Annotated in this window: 16 protein-coding genes; 13 read left to right on the forward strand and 3 right to left on the reverse strand. The window is 72.0% G+C overall.

The features are described from left to right. Positions 1-2 precede the first annotated feature (2 nt). From ACF08W_RS20295 to trpD, 4 genes are all read left to right on the forward strand, one after another. Positions 3-1,544, forward strand: a complete 1,542-nt coding sequence (locus ACF08W_RS20295; RefSeq protein ID WP_385213170.1) for an anthranilate synthase component I family protein — start codon at positions 3-5, stop codon at positions 1,542-1,544. Then, entirely contained in the window at positions 1,541-2,173 is a 633-nt protein-coding gene (locus ACF08W_RS20300; RefSeq protein WP_392280065.1) for an anthranilate synthase component II, read from the forward strand. Before ACF08W_RS20295 ends, ACF08W_RS20300 begins: the two co-directional genes overlap by 4 nt. 191 nt (positions 2,174-2,364) lie before the next feature. After that, complete coding sequence (locus ACF08W_RS20305) at positions 2,365-2,658, forward strand: hypothetical protein (RefSeq protein ID WP_392280066.1); 294 nt, start codon at positions 2,365-2,367, stop codon at positions 2,656-2,658. Between the two features lie 35 nt (positions 2,659-2,693). Then, a complete protein-coding gene (gene trpD / locus ACF08W_RS20310) occupies positions 2,694-3,797 on the forward strand; it encodes an anthranilate phosphoribosyltransferase (protein ID WP_392280067.1) in 1,104 nt (367 codons plus the stop codon). A gap of 127 nt (positions 3,798-3,924) precedes the next feature. On the opposite strand, the gene ACF08W_RS20315 is transcribed toward trpD, so the two are convergent. The 3 genes from ACF08W_RS20315 to ACF08W_RS20325 all read right to left on the reverse strand — a co-directional run bounded on the left by ACF08W_RS20315 (position 3,925) and on the right by ACF08W_RS20325 (position 7,461). Further along, positions 3,925-5,241 carry a cation:proton antiporter gene (locus ACF08W_RS20315; RefSeq protein WP_392280068.1) on the reverse strand — a complete coding sequence of 439 codons (1,317 nt, stop codon included), beginning with the start codon at positions 5,239-5,241 and terminating at the stop codon, positions 3,925-3,927. Further along, the gene (locus tag ACF08W_RS20320) at positions 5,228-5,764 is read right to left on the reverse strand and encodes a flavin reductase family protein (protein ID WP_385213155.1); all 537 of its coding nucleotides are present in this window, start codon (positions 5,762-5,764) and stop codon (positions 5,228-5,230) included. The genes ACF08W_RS20315 and ACF08W_RS20320 overlap by 14 nt, the downstream gene beginning before the upstream one ends. Before the next feature lie 83 nt (positions 5,765-5,847). Then, entirely contained in the window at positions 5,848-7,461 is a 1,614-nt protein-coding gene (locus tag ACF08W_RS20325) for a tryptophan halogenase family protein (RefSeq protein WP_352280139.1), read from the reverse strand. Between the two features lie 257 nt (positions 7,462-7,718). Here ACF08W_RS20325 and sbnA point away from each other — a divergent pair, with 257 nt between their 5' ends. From sbnA to ACF08W_RS20370, 9 genes are all read left to right on the forward strand, one after another. Beyond that, on the forward strand, positions 7,719-8,768 hold the full coding sequence (gene sbnA, locus ACF08W_RS20330) for a 2,3-diaminopropionate biosynthesis protein SbnA (protein ID WP_385213153.1): 1,050 nt from the start codon (positions 7,719-7,721) through the stop codon (positions 8,766-8,768). Positions 8,769-8,930: 162 nt separating this feature from the next. Continuing rightward, entirely contained in the window at positions 8,931-9,194 is a 264-nt protein-coding gene (locus tag ACF08W_RS20335) for an acyl carrier protein (protein WP_352280141.1), read from the forward strand. Continuing rightward, the gene (locus tag ACF08W_RS20340) at positions 9,191-10,477 is read left to right on the forward strand and encodes a beta-ketoacyl-[acyl-carrier-protein] synthase family protein (RefSeq protein WP_352280142.1); all 1,287 of its coding nucleotides are present in this window, start codon (positions 9,191-9,193) and stop codon (positions 10,475-10,477) included. Before ACF08W_RS20335 ends, ACF08W_RS20340 begins: the two co-directional genes overlap by 4 nt. A 35-nt stretch (positions 10,478-10,512) precedes the next feature. Beyond that, positions 10,513-11,607, forward strand: coding sequence for a beta-ketoacyl synthase N-terminal-like domain-containing protein (locus tag ACF08W_RS20345; protein WP_392280069.1), 1,095 nt, complete (start codon positions 10,513-10,515; stop codon positions 11,605-11,607). A gap of 39 nt (positions 11,608-11,646) precedes the next feature. Next, positions 11,647-12,390: a 3-oxoacyl-ACP reductase FabG gene (gene fabG, locus ACF08W_RS20350; RefSeq protein ID WP_385213142.1), complete on the forward strand. Its 744-nt coding sequence runs from the start codon at positions 11,647-11,649 to the stop codon at positions 12,388-12,390. A 76-nt stretch (positions 12,391-12,466) separates the two neighbouring features. Continuing rightward, positions 12,467-13,189, forward strand: a complete 723-nt coding sequence (locus tag ACF08W_RS20355; protein WP_392280070.1) for a 2-hydroxychromene-2-carboxylate isomerase — start codon at positions 12,467-12,469, stop codon at positions 13,187-13,189. After that, positions 13,186-14,670 carry a condensation domain-containing protein gene (locus ACF08W_RS20360; protein ID WP_392280071.1) on the forward strand — a complete coding sequence of 495 codons (1,485 nt, stop codon included), beginning with the start codon at positions 13,186-13,188 and terminating at the stop codon, positions 14,668-14,670. The genes ACF08W_RS20355 and ACF08W_RS20360 overlap by 4 nt, the downstream gene beginning before the upstream one ends. Then, complete coding sequence (locus ACF08W_RS20365; RefSeq protein ID WP_392280072.1) at positions 14,667-15,839, forward strand: FAD-dependent monooxygenase; 1,173 nt, start codon at positions 14,667-14,669, stop codon at positions 15,837-15,839. Before ACF08W_RS20360 ends, ACF08W_RS20365 begins: the two co-directional genes overlap by 4 nt. A gap of 176 nt (positions 15,840-16,015) precedes the next feature. Further along, positions 16,016-16,231 carry an MbtH family NRPS accessory protein gene (locus ACF08W_RS20370; protein ID WP_352280148.1) on the forward strand — a complete coding sequence of 72 codons (216 nt, stop codon included), beginning with the start codon at positions 16,016-16,018 and terminating at the stop codon, positions 16,229-16,231. Positions 16,232-16,302 lie beyond the last annotated feature (71 nt).

The following is a 16,302-nucleotide window of genomic DNA, read 5'->3' on the forward strand; positions in this document are numbered from 1 at the left end:
CCATGACCACCCTGCTCGACAGCCCGCCCCGCCCCACCGGCCCCGGCCCCCGGCCCATCACCGTACGCGTGGAGGAGACCGCCCTCACCCCCCACGAACCACTCGACCTGTACGCCGCACTGCACGCACGACCCGCACACGACGTCTTCCTCCTCGAAAGCCGCGAAGGCCCCGGACAGGACCCCGGCGCCACCGTCGTGGGCCACGGACTGCTCGCCGAGATCCGCGTCCACACCGACCACATCGCCGTCGACGGCACCGACACCCTCGTCACCGCCACCCTCGCGGCCGCCGACACCCTCGGCCTCACCCCCCGCCCCGGCAACGAACGCGGCCTCCTCCACCGCGACCAGCTCTGGCACCTGCTGCGCACCGTCCAGAACCTGTTCACCGTGGAGACCACCCGCCCCCACGACAGCTACGCCTTCGGATTCCTCGCCACCCTCGGCTACGGCTCCGCCTGGCACATGGAAACCCTCCCCGACCGCGGGGAGCGGGACCACGACGAACCCGACATCGTCCTCGCCCTGTTCCGCGAGACCATCTGGTACGGCCCCCAGCCCGGCACCGTCCGCAGACTCACCGCCCACAGCGACGCCTTCCCCGACCCCGACCCCGACCCCGGCCCCCAAACCCCCGCCGCAGCAGCCGCCCCGCCCCCTGCCGGCCCGGCCCACCAGCCCCCGCCCCGGGCACCCCGCCCGCACTCCGTCCGGGACACCTGCGACGAACAGACCTTCCTCGAACGGACCAGGCGCTGCCTGGAACACATCGGCGTCGGCGACATCTACCAGATCCAGATCGGCCACCGCATCGACGTCGAGACCGACCTCGAACCCTTCGACGTCTACCGCCGGCTGCGCGAGCGCAACCCGTCCCCGTACATGTACCTCCTCCCGCGCGGCCCGCGCACCGTCATCGGCGCCAGCCCCGAAGTCCTCTTCCGCACCCAGGGCGGCAACGTCGTCATGCGGCCCATCGCCGGAACCGCACCCCGCAGCGGCGACCCCCGCACCGACGCCGCCCGCGTCGCCCGGCTCGTCGCCGACGAGAAGGAACGCGCCGAACACGTCATGCTCGTCGACCTGTGCCGCAACGACATCGGCCGGGTCTGCCTGCCCGGCACCCTGCGGGCGCACGACCTGATGACCGTCGAGACGTACTCCCACGTCTTCCACCTCGTCTCCACCGTCCAGGGCACCCTCGCCCCCGGCCACGACACCTGGTCCGTGCTGCGCGCCACCTTCCCCGCGGGCACCGTCACCGGCGCACCCAAGATCCGCGCCATGGAGATCATCGAGGAACTGGAGAGCGAACCGCGCGGCATGTACGCGGGCGCCGTCGGCCTCATCGACCTGCGCGGCTGGAGCCAGCTCGCCCTGTGCATCCGCACGATCGTGCACGACGGCCGCACCAACACCTACTCCACCCAGAGCTGCGCGGGCATCGTCGCCGACTCCTCGCCCCCCTCCGAATGGCGCGAGACCCTCCACAAGATGGGCGCGGCCTACTGGTCGCTGACCGGTCAGGAGCTGCTGCCGTGAAGGTCCTGCTCGTCGACGCCTACGACAGCTTCACCCACATCATCGACCAGTACCTGCGCACCCTGGGCGCCGACACCGACGTCGTGCGGTCGCACACCCGCACCCCGCACCAGCTCGCCGCCCTTGGGCCGGACGCGGTCGTCCTGGGCCCCGGCCCCGGCAACCCGGCCGACTCGGGCCACGTCGAACTGGTACGCACCTTCGCCGGGGTTGTCCCCCTGCTCGGCATCTGCCTGGGCCACCAGGCGATCTGCCTGGCGTACGGGGGCCGGGTCCGGGTGGCCGGGCGGCTCAAGCACGGCAAGACCAGCCCCGTGCGCCACGACGGCGCCGGAGTGTTCGAGGGACTGGAACCGGTGATGACCGCCACCCGCTACCACTCGCTGATCGCCGACGAACCGCTGCCGCCCCCGCTGACCGCCACCGCGCACGCCCAGGACGACGGCTACGTGATGGGGCTGCGGCACCGCACGCTCGCCGTGGAAGGGGTGCAGTTCCACCCCGAGTCCATCACCACCGCCGGCGGGATGCGGCTCCTGGACAACTTCCTGACGGCCGCCTCCAGGGCCGCCCCCGCACGGGATGCGGCCCAAATACGCAACGCGTTCACCGGCCCGCCCGGAAAATGAGACCAACCCCCTTGACCGCACCCATCGAACGACTGGAATATCCACGTCCGCAAGGCGCTGAGCAGCGGTTATATCGAATATATTGCTGTGCCTGGTAAGGGGAAGTCCTCGCGATAATGATTCGAAGCAGGCCCTTCCTAATGTTCTGGATGTCGGAACGAACCGCAACAGTTCATAGGGGGAAAAGAATCATGAAGCTCGACGCGATCACCAAAAAGACCCGGCGGACCCTGGCCCTCGCCCTCGCCTCCGCGGCGGTCCTCGCCACCGTGCAGGCCACCGCGCAGGCCGCCGCGGAGGCCGGCCGGGCACCGCACACCGGATCGGCCGTCACCGCCTCCGCCACCCCGCTGGACGACCCCTGGCACCCGAACACCGCGTCCGTCCGAAGACTGGTCGCCGACGACCCGTGGCACCCCGCCCCGGTGTCCGCCCAGGACCGGGTCACGGACGACCCGTGGCACCCGGCGCCCAGCGCCGCCTGACCCCAGCGCCGCCCGACCCCAGAAGGAGAAGACCAGTGAGCGCCACACCACCCGAACAGGAACGTTCCTGGCCCCCGTTGCTGGGACAGGTGCTCGACGGCCGGGACCTCACCGCCCTCGACACCGCCTGGGTGATGGACCAGGTGATGCGGGGCCGGGCGACCGACGCGCAGATCGCCGGCTTCCTGGTGGCCCTGCGGGCCAAGGGCGAGACCGTGGGCGAGCTCGAAGGACTCGTCCACGGGATGCTGGCCCATGCCGTACACATCGACGTGCCGGGCAGGACCGTCGACGTGGTGGGCACCGGGGGCGACGGGGCACGCACGGTCAACATCTCCACGATGGCCGCGATCGTCGCCGCGGGGGCCGGGGCACGGGTCGTCAAGCACGGCAACCGGGCGGCGAGTTCGGCCTCCGGCTCCGCCGACGTCCTGGAGGCCCTGGGCGTCACCCTGCGGCTGCCGCCCGAACGGATCGCCGCCGTGGCCGACGAGGCCGGCATCACCTTCTGCTTCGCACCGGACTTCCACCCCGCGATGCGCCACGCGGCCGGCCCGCGCAGACAACTCGGCATCCCGACCGTCTTCAACGCGCTGGGCCCGCTGACCAACCCGGCGTCCCCCACCGCGCAGGCGGTCGGGGTCGCCGACGCCCGGCTGCAGCCGCTGATCGCCGGAGCCCTGGCCGGGGCCGGCGGACGGGGCCTGGTCTTCCGCGGCGACGACGGCCTCGACGAACTCACCGTCACCACCACGTCGACCGTGCTCTGCGTCGACGACGGCGCCGTCCGCCGGGAACGGTTCGACCCCCGCGACCTGGGGATCGCCCGCGCCCCCCTTAAGGCACTGCGCGGGCAGGACGCCGCCTACAACGCGTCCGTCGCCCGCCGGGTCCTGGACGGCGAACGCGGACCGGTCCGCGACGCGGTGCTGCTCTCCGCGGGCGCCGCGCTCGTGGCGGGCGAACCCGCCGGGGGCCGGACCGTCACCGAACGCCTGGGCTGGGCGGTGGAAGCGGCGGGCCGGGCGATCGACTCCGGCGCCGCGGCCGGCACCCTCGAGCGGTGGGTACGGGCCACCTCGGCCCCGTGCACCCCGGCCGGCACGGCCCCGGCCGCCCGGGTCGCCACCGCGGCATGACGCGGACACCCAGGGGGCGGGAGCCGGGGGCGGACGGTGCCGTGGCACGGCCCGCCCGGGGGACCGGCAGGGGCACGGCCCGCCCGGGGGGGCCGGCAGGGGCGCGGCCGCGACCCCGTCCGCGCGGTCACCGGGCGGTGGTGGCCCCGAGCGCCAAGGACCGCTCCCGGTCCGCGTCGCCCGTCCCCGGCGGCCCGGACTTCGCGCGCCGGGAGCCGCCGAGCCTCTCGCGCCGGATCCAGGAGAGGGCCGGCGAGGTGAGGCCGGTGGTGACCAGCGCCATCAGCACCAGCATGGTGAACAGATCGGGGCCGATCACACCGAGTTCGAGCCCCAGGTTCAGCACCACCAGCTCGGTCAGGCCCCGGCAGTTCATCAGCGCCCCGATCGCCAGGGAATCGCGCCAGGACCGGCCCGAGAGCCGGGCCCCGCCCGTGCTCCCACCCCATTTGCCGAGGACCGCGACGGCCAGGACCGCCAGCGCCCACAGCCACTGGACCGGGTCGCCGGCCAGCAGTGAGACATCGGTGTGCAGCCCGGTGGAGACGAAGAACAGCGGCAGCAGCACCGGTACCGAGAACGCGCGCAGCCGGGCCGCGCAGTGCTCGATGACCGCCGACCCCCGAGGAGTGACCAGACCGAAGACGAAAGCGCCGAACAGGGCGTGCACACCGATCCGGTCGGTGGCCAGCGCGCAGAGGCACAGGCCGCTGAACAGGACGACGAGGACCACCCCGTCCACGGCCCGTTCGGCCCGCCCCGCCCAGCGGGCGAGCAGCGGACGCAGCACGCAGACCATGACGGCGAGGAAGGCCGCGGCCAGCGCCGCCGTCGTCAGCGCCTCGGCCGGTGAACCACTCGTCGACACCGCGACGACCGCCGCCAGCAGGCACCAGGCGGTCACGTCGTCGACCGCCGCGCACGCCATGGCCAGCGACCCGATCCGGGTACCGAGCAGACCGCGGTCGGTGAGGACCCGGGCGAGCACGGGGAACGCGGTGATGCTCATCGACACGGCGATGAACAGCACGAACGGCAACCGCCCCACGCCCGGCGGCGCGAACGTGCCGAACATCGCCAGGGCCAGCAGCGAGCCCAGCACCAGCGGCAGGGCGATGCTCGCCTGACTGACCACGACGGCGGTTCCCCGATGCCCGCGCAGCGTGCCGAGATCGAGTTCGAGACCGATCAGGAACATGAAGGCCAGCAGGCCGAGGTTGCCCAGGGCGCCGATGTAGGGCAGCACCGACTCGGGGAACAGCCAGGCCTGAGCCGCGGGCGAGACCCAGCCCAGCAGCGACGGCCCCAGCATGATGCCCAGGGTGATCTCGCCGATGACCGGCGGCTGGCCGAACCTGCGGAACAGCTGGGCCCCCGCCTGGCACACCAGGATGACGACCGGGACGGCGATCAGCAGATCGGGCAGCGGGTCATGTGCCGACACGGCCGGCTCCTTCCCTGGCCGGCGCCGTGGCGTGCGACCAGCGTGCGTAGCGGCGCCGCCCGTACAGCAGCGGCTGGGCACTCTCGTCGGCGGTGAACCGCCGCACCCGGACGAAGACGGCGGTGTGGTCCCCGACCTCCCGGGTACCGGCCACCGTGCAGTCGGCGACGGCGTGCGCGGCCTGCGTCAGATGCGGTCCGCCCGCGCCCAGCGGCAGCCGCCACTCGCTCAGCGCGAACCGGTCGGGGTTGCCGGAACTGAACAGGTCGGAGGTGGCCTGCGCCTGCTCGTGCAGCAGATTGAGGGCCAGCTGCCCACTGGACAGCACGGACTGGGTGGTGGGGCTCGCGGTGCGCAGGCAGATCACCAGCGTCGGCGGACCCAGCGCCACGCTCGCCAGCGAACTGCAGGTCATCCCGCGGGGCGTGCCGTCGGCGCCGAGCGCCGTCACCACGGAGACACCGGAGGGGAAACCGCCCATCAGCGGGCGTATGTCGGCTTCCGGAACGGGCCGGTCGGTCATGGATTCTCCTTCGAGGGTGTGCCGCGGGCCCGGCAGCCGGCCGGAGAGGGGACCCGGCTGCCGGGCGACGCGGAGCGGCACGGCTACTTGCCGTGCAGCCTGCGGAGCGCCTCGTGGGTGCTCGGCAGCGAGTTGAGGAGCTCCTTCTGCTCCTTCTTGACCTGCGCGAACATGGCCTGCGCGGCGGCCACGGACTCCGGCTTGTGGGCGAGGATCGGCAGCGGCGCGTCCGGCTCCAGACCGAGACCGGCGAAGATGCAGTAATAGCGCTCGTTGGTCCAGAAGTTACGGAACTCCGCCTCGAAATTCCCGTAGTACGTCGTGTCGTCGGTGGCCGCGGGATTGACCGGGAGCCCCGCCTTGTACGCGTCGATCTTCTCGCGGATGCTCTCGGGGAGCTTCAGCTCCTTGTTGGCGCGCCAGAACGGCGAGTCGGTACGCGGCGCGAAGTAGAAGTGGGTCTGGATGAAGTCACGGGTGTCGTCGAACATCACCTCGATTTCCTTGTTGAAGTTGTCGACCAGGGTCTGGTTGAACGTCTTGTCAGGGAAGTGCTTCGCCAGCTGGTAGGCCGCGGCCGTGATGAAGTAGATGCCGGTCGACTCCAGCGGCTCCAGGAAGGCACCGGACAGGCCGATGCCGACGACGTTCTTCACCCAGGCGCGGCGGTTGCGCCCGACCCTGAACTTCACGTGGTTGAACTCGGTGGTCTCGGGGTCCAGGCCCCACAGCTCGCAGAACTCGGCGGTGGCCTCCTCCTGCGTGGTGAACCGGCTGGAATAGACGTAACCGGTCCCGAAACGGCCCGGCATCGGTATCTTCCACGTCCACCCCGACGACATCGCGATCGCCGAGGTGTACGGCTCCACCCCGTGGGCGTCGTCGTCGTGCGGGACGGCCGTGGCCACCGCGCGGTCGCACAGCAGCTGGTCGCTCATGTCGACGAAGGGCTCCTCCATCGCCTGGTTCATCAGCAGGCTGCGGAAGCCGGAGCAGTCCACGAACAGGTCCGCGTCCAGGACCCGCCCCTCCTTGGTGTGCAGGGCCTTCACGAAGCCCCGCCCGTCCTTCTCGACGCGCGTCATCTCGTCCTGGACGTGGTGCACACCCTGCTTCCCGGTCGCGAACCGGCGCAGGAAGTCCGCGACGAGCGCCGCGTCGAAGTGCCACGCGTACCGGGTGGGGGAGGTGCCGTCCAGGAACCGCGGCGCCTTCTTGGCGTCCATCAGCGGCGCCTCGCGGAAGCAGGCGTAGTCGTACGGCTCCTTTGTCCTCCCCTCGAACCTGTTCTTGAACCAGTAGTGCGACATCGGAATGCCGTCGTGCTCCGGGCTGATGCCGAACGGGTGGTAGAAGTGGTCGGAACCGCCCCCGTCGAGCTCGCGCGGACCGCTCTGACCCCGGCCCGGCGTACGCCAGTTGATGAAACGGACCGCCATCTTGTAACTGGCGTTGCACTCACGCATCCAGTCCTCCTCCGCGATCCCGAGGAAGTCGAAGAGAACACGGTGCAGATTCGGCACGGTGGCCTCGCCCACACCGATACGCGGAATGGAGGGCGCCTCCAGCACCGTGACGTCGACCGTGTTGTGGAGGGCCTTGCCGAGATAGGCGGCGGTCATCCAGCCGGCCGTACCGCCGCCGAGGATCACGACCTTCTTGATGGCGTTGTCTGTTGCGGTGGAGGTGCCCGTCATATCGAATTCCTCTTCTGGCCGGAGTGGTGGTGGCGGAACTGTGGGGATGGCCAGAATCGGCAGAATATCTACGGCATTTCTATAAGCCGGAGGAAAAGGCTGAATGAGATCGCTGGGCCCCCGCATTCGACGCGCCCGGCGGCCGGCCCCGCACCGTGCGCCGCCCGGCGCCCTTATGGAGGGCGTATAGCGCGCGGGCGCAGTCTGGCCCTGTTCATTCCGCACTCGTATCTCCCAGCAGAGGATGGCCGCATCACATGGCGCGCACAGAACGGGAGCCGGAGACGGGGCTGAAAGGCATCCTTTCCACCGTGGGAGGAACCCCGCTCGTAGAGCTCGAACGGTTGGTGCCGGGGTCCACCTCGCGGGTGTTCGCCAAGGTGGAGCGCTTCAACCCCGGCGGCAGTGTCAAGGACCGCTCCGCACTGAACATGGTGGCCACGAAGATCAGGTCCGGGGAACTCGTCCCGGGCCGGTCGACGGTCATCGAGTCCAGCTCCGGAAACCTCGCGATCGGGCTCGCGCAGATCTGCGGCTACTACGGCCTGCGGCTCGTCTGCGTGGTGGACACCCGCACCACCCGGCAGAACATCGCGATCCTGCGGGCCTACGGGGCCGAGGTCGAGATCATCACCGAACCCGACCCCGCCACCGGACAACTGCTGCCCGCCCGGCTGCACCGGGTCGCCGAACTCGTCGCGACCACCCCCCACGCCTACTGGCCCGACCAGTACGCCAACCCGCTCAACCGGCGGGCCCACGAGACCACGATGGAGGAGATCACCGAAGCCCTCGACGGCAAGGTCGACCAGCTCGTCGTGGCCGCCGGCACCAGCGGCACCCTCGGCGGCTGCGCCCAGTACATCCGCCGCCACCGCCTGGGCACCACCGTCAACGCGGTCGACGCCCTCGGCAGCGTGCTGTTCGGCCCACCCGTCGACTGCGCCCGCCTGGTGCCCGGCCACGGCGCGTCCGTCGCACCGAAACTGCTGCGGCGCTCCGACGCGGACCGGGTGGTGCACGTCGGCGACCTCGACTGCGTGGTGGGCTGCCGCACCCTGGTACGCCGCGAGGCGATCCTCGCCGGCGGCTCCTCGGGCGCGGTCGTCGCGGCCCTGACCCGCCTCGCCCCCGGCATACCGCCCGGCTCCAACGTGGTGATCGTGCTGCCCGACGGCGGCGACCGCTACCTCGACACCATCTACGACGACACCTGGGTACGGCGGCACTTCGGCGACGTCGCCCACCTGTGGGACGGGCCGGACGACGCCCGGGCCGTGGGCCAACTGGCCGATATAGCCCAGTAATAGCGTTCTGCCGCAGAATTTTTTCCATCGGAGGGAACGGCACCGGGACGAAAGTCTCCCGAAAGCCCGGCACCACCTGAACAGAGAAATCCCGTCCCGGGCAAATTCCCTCCCCGCGAGATCCCGGACAGGGACATCCGAACCGAGAACCGGAGGCACCACATGACCGCCCAGATCACCGACCTCGACACCGCGCGCAAGGCCGAGATCAAGGACATCGTCTGCGACATCCTCGAACTCGAACTCGACGAGGTCACCGACACCAGCCTCTTCAAGGAGGAGCACGACGCCGACTCCCTGCGCACCATCGAGATCCTCGCCTCCCTGGAGCGCAACTTCGGCCTCGTCCTGGAGCAGGCCGAGCTCAGCCGCATGGTCAACCTGGCGGGCGTGTACGCCGTGGTCGCGGAGGCCGAGGGAAAGTGAGCGGGGCGACGGACGGCACGGCGCCGCGCACGGCCGCCCGCCACCGGGTGGTGATCACCGGGCTCGGCGTGGTGACCAGCATCGGCATCGGAGTGGACGCCTTCGCCGCCGGCCTGCGCGCCGGACGCAGCGGTGCCCGGCCGATCGGCGCCTTCGACACCACCGGATTCGCGTACTCCAACGCCTGCGAGGTCACCGACTTCGACCCCGGGCAGTGGCTGCGCGACCTGAGGGCCGACGAGCTCGGCCGGGCCGCGCAGTTCGCGGTGGCCGGCGCCCGGATGGCGGTCGCGGACGCGGGACTCACCGAGGACGACGTACGGGCCAGACGCACCCTGGTCTCGGTCGGCACCACCGACGGCGAGTCCCGCGACCTGGACCATCTCATCGGCCTCCAGGTCGCCGAGGGCGAGGACCGGCTCGACGCCACCGTCGCCCGCCGGGTGTGGCCCGGCCGGCTCTCCGCCGGCATCGTCCGCGAACTCGGCCTGGAGGACGTGGAGACGGTCACCGTCCCCACCGCCTGCGCGGCCGGGAACTACGCGGTCGGCTCCGGCTACGACGCCATCAGCTCCGGCGACGTCGAGATGGCGCTCTGCGGCGGGGCCGACGCACTGTGCCGCAAGACCTTCACCGGCTTCTACCGGCTCGGCACCATCGCCCCCGACGTCTGCCGCCCCTTCGACGCCGACCGGCAGGGCATCCTGACCGGCGAGGGCGCCGGGATCCTCCTCATGGAATCCCTGGAGTCCGCACGCGCCCGCGGCGCCCGCATCTACGCCGAGGTCCTCGGCTACGGACTGTCCTGCGACGCCAGCCACCCGGTCGCACCCGACCGGGACTCCATCGCACGCTGCATCACCGCCGCCCACCACAACGCCGGCATCGAGGCGTCCGACGTGGACTTCATCTCCGCCCACGGCACCGGCACCAGGGCCAACGACGTCACCGAGGTCGGCGCGATCCGGCAGGTCTTCGGCGACGACCTCCCGCGCACCGTGTCGATCAAGTCGATGATCGGCCACACCATGGGCGCCGCCAGCGCCCTGGCCGCGGCCGCCTGCTCCCTGGCCCTGCGGGAGGGATTCATCCCGCCCACCATCAACCACCGCACCACCGACCCCGAGTGCGCGGTCGACTGCGTACCCAACCAGGCGGTCGAGGCCCGGCTGCGGGTCGTGCAGAACAACGGCCTCGCCTTCGGCGGGAACAACGCGGTCCTGATGCTCGGCCACTGGGACGGACCCCCCGCCCAGACCCCGCCCGCCCGCACAGCGGCGTGAACCGGCCCGACGCGGCCTGAGAGGAGTCGAACGCAATGTCAGCCGACGCGGTCACCACCGCGCAGGACCTGGTCGTCTCGGGCTGGGCCGTGTCCTCGCCCTACGGACTGGGCCGGGACGCCTTCACCACCGGACTGCGCGAGCAACAGCGCGCCGTCCACACCCTCGACACCACATCCTGGCCGGTCCCCTACGACGAGGCCGGACTCATCCCCGGCTTCGACATCAGGGCCGTCCTCGGCCGCAAGGGCACCCGCTCCATGGACCGGGTCACCGCCATCGCCGCCACCACCGTGGGCATGCTCCTGGACGAGTACGGAACGGGACTGGCCGACACCCCCGAGAGCACCGGCCTGGTCCTGGGCACCTCCGGCAGCGTCCAATCGATCATGGACTTCACCCGGGACGCCCTCACCGGCAAAGCGCCCTACTTGGTCGACCCCGCCAGATTCCCCAACACCGTGATGAACTGCCCCACCGGACACAGCGCCATCCGGCACACGCTCAAGGGCCCCAACGTCACCGTCTCCGGCGGCGCCGCCACCGGACTCCTCGCCCTCAACTACGCCTCCCGGCTCCTGCGCGGCGGCCACGCCACCGCACTCCTGGCAGGCGCCGCCGAGGAGTTCTCGGTCCAGCGCGCCCGGCTGGAGCACGTCGCCGACCACGGCGGCACCGCCCCCGAACCGCTCGGCGAGGGCGCGGCACTCTTCCTCCTGGAGAGCGGGGCCGCGGCCCGCGACGGCGGACGCACCGCCCTCGCCACCGTGCTCGGCTGCCGCTTCCGGGCCTTCCGCGACACACCCCGTGCCTCCGCCGTGCTCAGACACTGCGTCGAGGAGGTCCTGGCCGCCGCCGGAGCCACCCCCGACGACCTCGCGCTCATCGCCCCCGGCACCCCGCCCGGCGTCTTCGGCAAGGAGGAGACCGCCGCCCTGGACGGCCTCACCGCCCCCCGCACCGCGATCCGCCCCCTGGTCGGCGACGCCACCGCCGCCGGCGCCGCCTTCCAGCTCGCCGCCGTCCTCGCTGCGGCCGACACCCGCCCCGCACTCGCCAACCGGCTCGCCCTGGTCACCGCCGTCGACCGGGACGGAACCGTCGGCGCCGCCCTCCTCCGCCTCGGCTGACCCACCACCCGAACCGCACTCGCAGAAAGGGCACCCACCATGTCCGACACCCCCAGACCGGTGGCCCTCGTCACCGGCGGATCGCGCGGCATCGGACGGTCCGTCGTGGAGGTCCTGGCCCGCGACGGATACGACGTGGCCCTGTGCTACCAGTCCCGCGCCGAAGCGGCCGAACTCGCCGCGAAAACGGCCCGGGAACACGGCGCCCGGACCCTGACCGGCCGCCTCGACGTCACCGACCGCGACACCGTACGCGCCTTCGTCGCCGAGACCGAGGACACCCTCGGCCCCGTCGACACCCTCGTCACCGCCGCCGGAATCGTCCGGGACAGCAACCTCGCCACCCTCACCGACGACGACTGGGACGCCGTGGTGCGCACCAACCTCGACGGCACCTACAACTTCGCCAAGGCACTCGTCTTCCCCATGATGAAACGCCGCCGCGGCACCGTCATCACCCTCTCCTCGATCGCCTCCCGGGGCCAGGCGAGCCAGACCAACTACTCCGCCTCCAAGGCCGGGATCATCGGCTTCACCAAGGCCCTCGCCAAGGAGGGCGGCCGCGCCGGACTGCGCGCCAACACCGTGGCACCCGGCTTCATCCGCACCGACATGACCGGCACACTCTCCGAGAAGTACGCCAAGGAGATGACCAGGAACATCCCGCTCGGCCGGTTCGGGGAACCCGAGGAGGTCGCCGAACTCGTCGCGTTCCTCGCCTCCGACCGCGCCGCGTACATCACCGGACAGGTCTTCTCCATCGACGGCGGCCTGGTCGTCTGACCCCGCCCCCGCGCCCCCGCAGCGCGCCCGGCACAGACCACCGCCCCGCCCCGCCCGCCACGCCCAGGAGCCCGCCGTGACCGCCCGCACCGCCAAGCCGCCCCGCTTCTACTTCAACCTGCGCAGCCCCTACAACTTCTTCGCCCTCGCCGACCTGGAACGCGACCACCCCGAACTCCTCGACCGCGTCCAATGGCGCCCGTTCTGGGAACCCGACCCGACCAGCGAGAAACTCCTCGCCCAGGCATCACCCGGCGCCGCGTTCCCGTTCCACCCGATGTCCCGGGCCAAACAGTTCTACATCCTGCGCGACGTCCGCAGACTCGCCGCCGACCGCGGCCTGGAACTGACCTGGCCGGTGGACCGCACACCCTGGTGGGAGCCGGCCCACCTGACCTGGTTCCTCGCCGAACGCGAAGGACTGGGCCGCACCTGGGTCGAACGCGCCGGCCGCGCCCGCTGGCTGGAAGGACGCGACATCTGCGACCCCGACGTGGTGCGCGAACTCGCCGAGGAGATCGGCCTGGACGCAACGGAGGCCGCCCAGGCCCCCCACCACCCCCTCCTGCGCGAACAGGGCGTACGCGCCCTGCTCGACGTGCACCGCGACGGCGTCTTCGGCGTCCCCTACTTCATCAACGGCGCCGAACCCTACTGGGGCCTGGACCGCGTCACCGCCTTCGCCGCCTCCTTCACCCCCACCCCCACCCCCACCCCCGCCCCCGCCACCGCCGAGCCGCCCGCCGCGCCCGCCGCGGGCCGCACCACCGACATGAGCCACGCGGGAGGCTGCGGATGAACACCACCACCACCCAACCCGCCACGGCCGGCAGCACCCTCCCGCTCACCGCCGTCCAGGAAGCCATGTGGACCGCGTACCGCGTCGCACCCCACAGCGCCTCCTACAACATCGTCATGCCCCTGCTGCTGCGCGGCCCCCTCGACCCGGCCGCCATGGCCCGGGCCGTCACCGCCGTCGGCGAACGCCAGGAACTCCTGCGCTCCGTCTTCACCGAACACCACGGCGCACCCGTCCGCACCCCCGCCGAACACGCCCTGGTCACCATGGAGTTCCACGACCTCGGCCCCCTCGACGACGAAGCCCTGCGCCAGGCCGCACAGGAAGCCGGCGCCCGCCCCTTCCGCCTGGAATCCGGCGCCTTCCGGGTCGTCCTGCTGCGCCGCACCGACCACGAGTGGGTCCTGGTCACCGCCGCCCACCACATCGTCAGCGACTTCACCTCACGCTGGCTCCTCGTACGCGACCTGCTCGACGCCTACACCGCCATCGCCTCCGGCACCGCCCCGGCCTGGCGCCCCATCCCCGGCTCCTACACCGACCACACCGCCGAGGAACTGCGCCACACCGCCTCCGAGGCGGGACGGCGCGGCGCGGACCGGTGGCGCGAATCGGTCGCCGGGGCACCCGCCGCACAGCTCCCGCCGGACCGGCCGCGCCCCGCGGTCCGCTCACTCAGCGGCGGCACCGTCGTCCGCGTCCTGGACCCGGCCTGCGCCCGCGGCATCGACCCCGCCGCCGACGCCGCCGGCGTCACCCCGTTCGCCTACCTCCTCGGCGTCTTCCAGGCCCTCACCCACCGCTGGACCGGCCAGGAGGAGTTCGTCCTCGGAGTACCCGCGACCAGCCGCATGGGCAAGGCACAGCGCGACGTGATCGGCTGCTACCTCAACACCATGCCCGTACGCGCCGAGTTCGCCCCCCACAGCACCTTCCGCACCACCGCCGCACTGGCCGGCGAACGGGTCATGCGCGGCATGGTCAACGTCCGCTACCCCTGCGCCCTGGCCTTCCCCCAGGCCACCGTCTTCCGCACCGCACTGTTCCTGGTCCAGATGGACCGGATGGACCCACCGGTCCCCAACGTCCCGCCCGGACAGACCATCGGCCCGTCCATCACCTACAAGGGACTGGACATCGCCCTGGTCGACGTCCCCCAGCAGGAGGGCCAGCTCGACCTGCTGCTGCGCATCGAGCAGACCCCCCACGGCATCACCGCCGTCTTCTCCTACGACACCGACCTCTTCGACCACGCCACGGTCGAACGGTTCGCCGACGGATACGAGCGGATGCTCACCGCGGCCGTCACCGACCCCGACACCCGGATCACCGACGTCGAACTGACCGGACAGGACGAGACGGCCGCCCTGCTCGCCCTCGGCACCACCCCCTTCGACGACACCGACGACTTCACCGGATTCGACGACTTCGACGCCTTCGAATCCTTCGAGTCCTTCGAGAACCCCCGGGACCACCGATGACCCCGCGCATCGCGATCGCCGGCGCGGGACTGGGCGGCCTGACCGCCGCCGCCGCCCTCCACCACCGCGGCCTGGACGTCCAGGTCCACGAACGGGGGGAGGAACTGCGCGAACAGGGCGTCGGCATGCACCTGGGCCCCAACGGCACCCGGCTGCTCCAGCGCCTGGGCCTGGGCCCGCAGCTGGCCAGGAGCGCGGTGCGCCCCGAGGCACTGGAGATACGGGCCTTCCACAACGGCGCCCTCGTCGCCCGCCAGGAGATGGGCGAGGCATGGCAGCAGCGGTTCCGCGCCCCGTACTACACCGTGCACCGCGGCGACCTGCACCGGATGCTGGCCTCACAAGTCCCCGCCGAGCGCGTCCACACCGGCAGGGAACTCGTCCGGTACGAGGAGACCGGGCACGGCGTCGTCCTGCACTTCGCGGACGGCACCGACGCCCACGCCGACGTACTGATCGGCGCGGACGGCATGCACTCGGTGGTCCGCCGCACCCTCGCGGGCGACGACACCCCGGTCTACTCCGGCAACAGCGCCCTGCGCGGCCTGGCCGACGCCGCCGACCTGCCCGCACTGGACCCCGCCCTGATGTACATGTACGCGGGCCCCGGCGCCCGCGTCCTGCTCTACCCGGTCGCCGGCGGACAGCAGTTCACCTTCGTCGTGGTGACCCCGGCCGCCGAGGGCGCCGCCGAGTCGTGGACCAGCGCCGGCGACCGCACCGACCTGGCCGCCGTCCTGACCGGCTGGGACCCGGCCGTACGCGCACTGGCCGACGCGGCGGGGGAGGTACGCCGCTGGGCGCTGTACGACCGCGAACCGCTGAAGCGGTGGAGCACCGCCCGCACCACCCTGCTGGGGGACGCGGCCCACCCGATGCTCCCGCACCACGGACAGGGCGCCAACCAGGCCGTCGAGGACGCCGTGGCGCTCGCCGTCTGCCTCCAGGAGGCGGCGCCCGGCGCGGACGGCATCACCGCCGCACTGCACCGCTACGAACGGGCACGCCGCCCGCACACCACCCGCGTGCAGCTCGGCTCCCGGACCGGGCAGCAGCCGGGGGACGCCGCCCGGCGCCGCCTCGACGCCGAGAACGTCGACTGGGTCCTCGGCCACGACGCCGAAGCGGCCCTGGCCGGGACACCGGACCGCCTTCCCCGGGCGGTGTGACCCGCACACCGCAGCACCGCCCACCCGGACAAGGGGCCCCTGGCGCTCTCCCCGCGCCAGGGGCCCCCGGCGTTCCCCCACACCCCGGGCCCGGCCAATACATCGTCGGCATAGGGCCCCGATAGCTCCCCCTTCAACCATGTCCATAACCGACCACACAGAGGGACGTCGAACTGATGAGCGAGAAGCAGACCGAAGAGACCCTGTACCGCGTCGTGCTCAACGACGAGGAGCAGTACTCGATCTGGTGGGCCGACCGCGCCCTGCCGGCCGGCTGGCACACCGAGGGCACCCAGGGCACCCGCGAGGAGTGCCTCGCGCACATCGCCGGGATCTGGACCGACCTGCGCCCGCTGAGCCTGCGCCGGCGCATGGACGCCACCGCCGCCTGACCCAACTGGCCGCCGGATCCGAGGCCGGGCCCGACCCCCACCGCGCCGCCCGATCCCGATGGAGGAGAGAC

This window comes from Streptomyces sp. NPDC015144 (assembly GCF_043079735.1).
GTDB lineage: Bacteria > Actinomycetota > Actinomycetes > Streptomycetales > Streptomycetaceae > Streptomyces.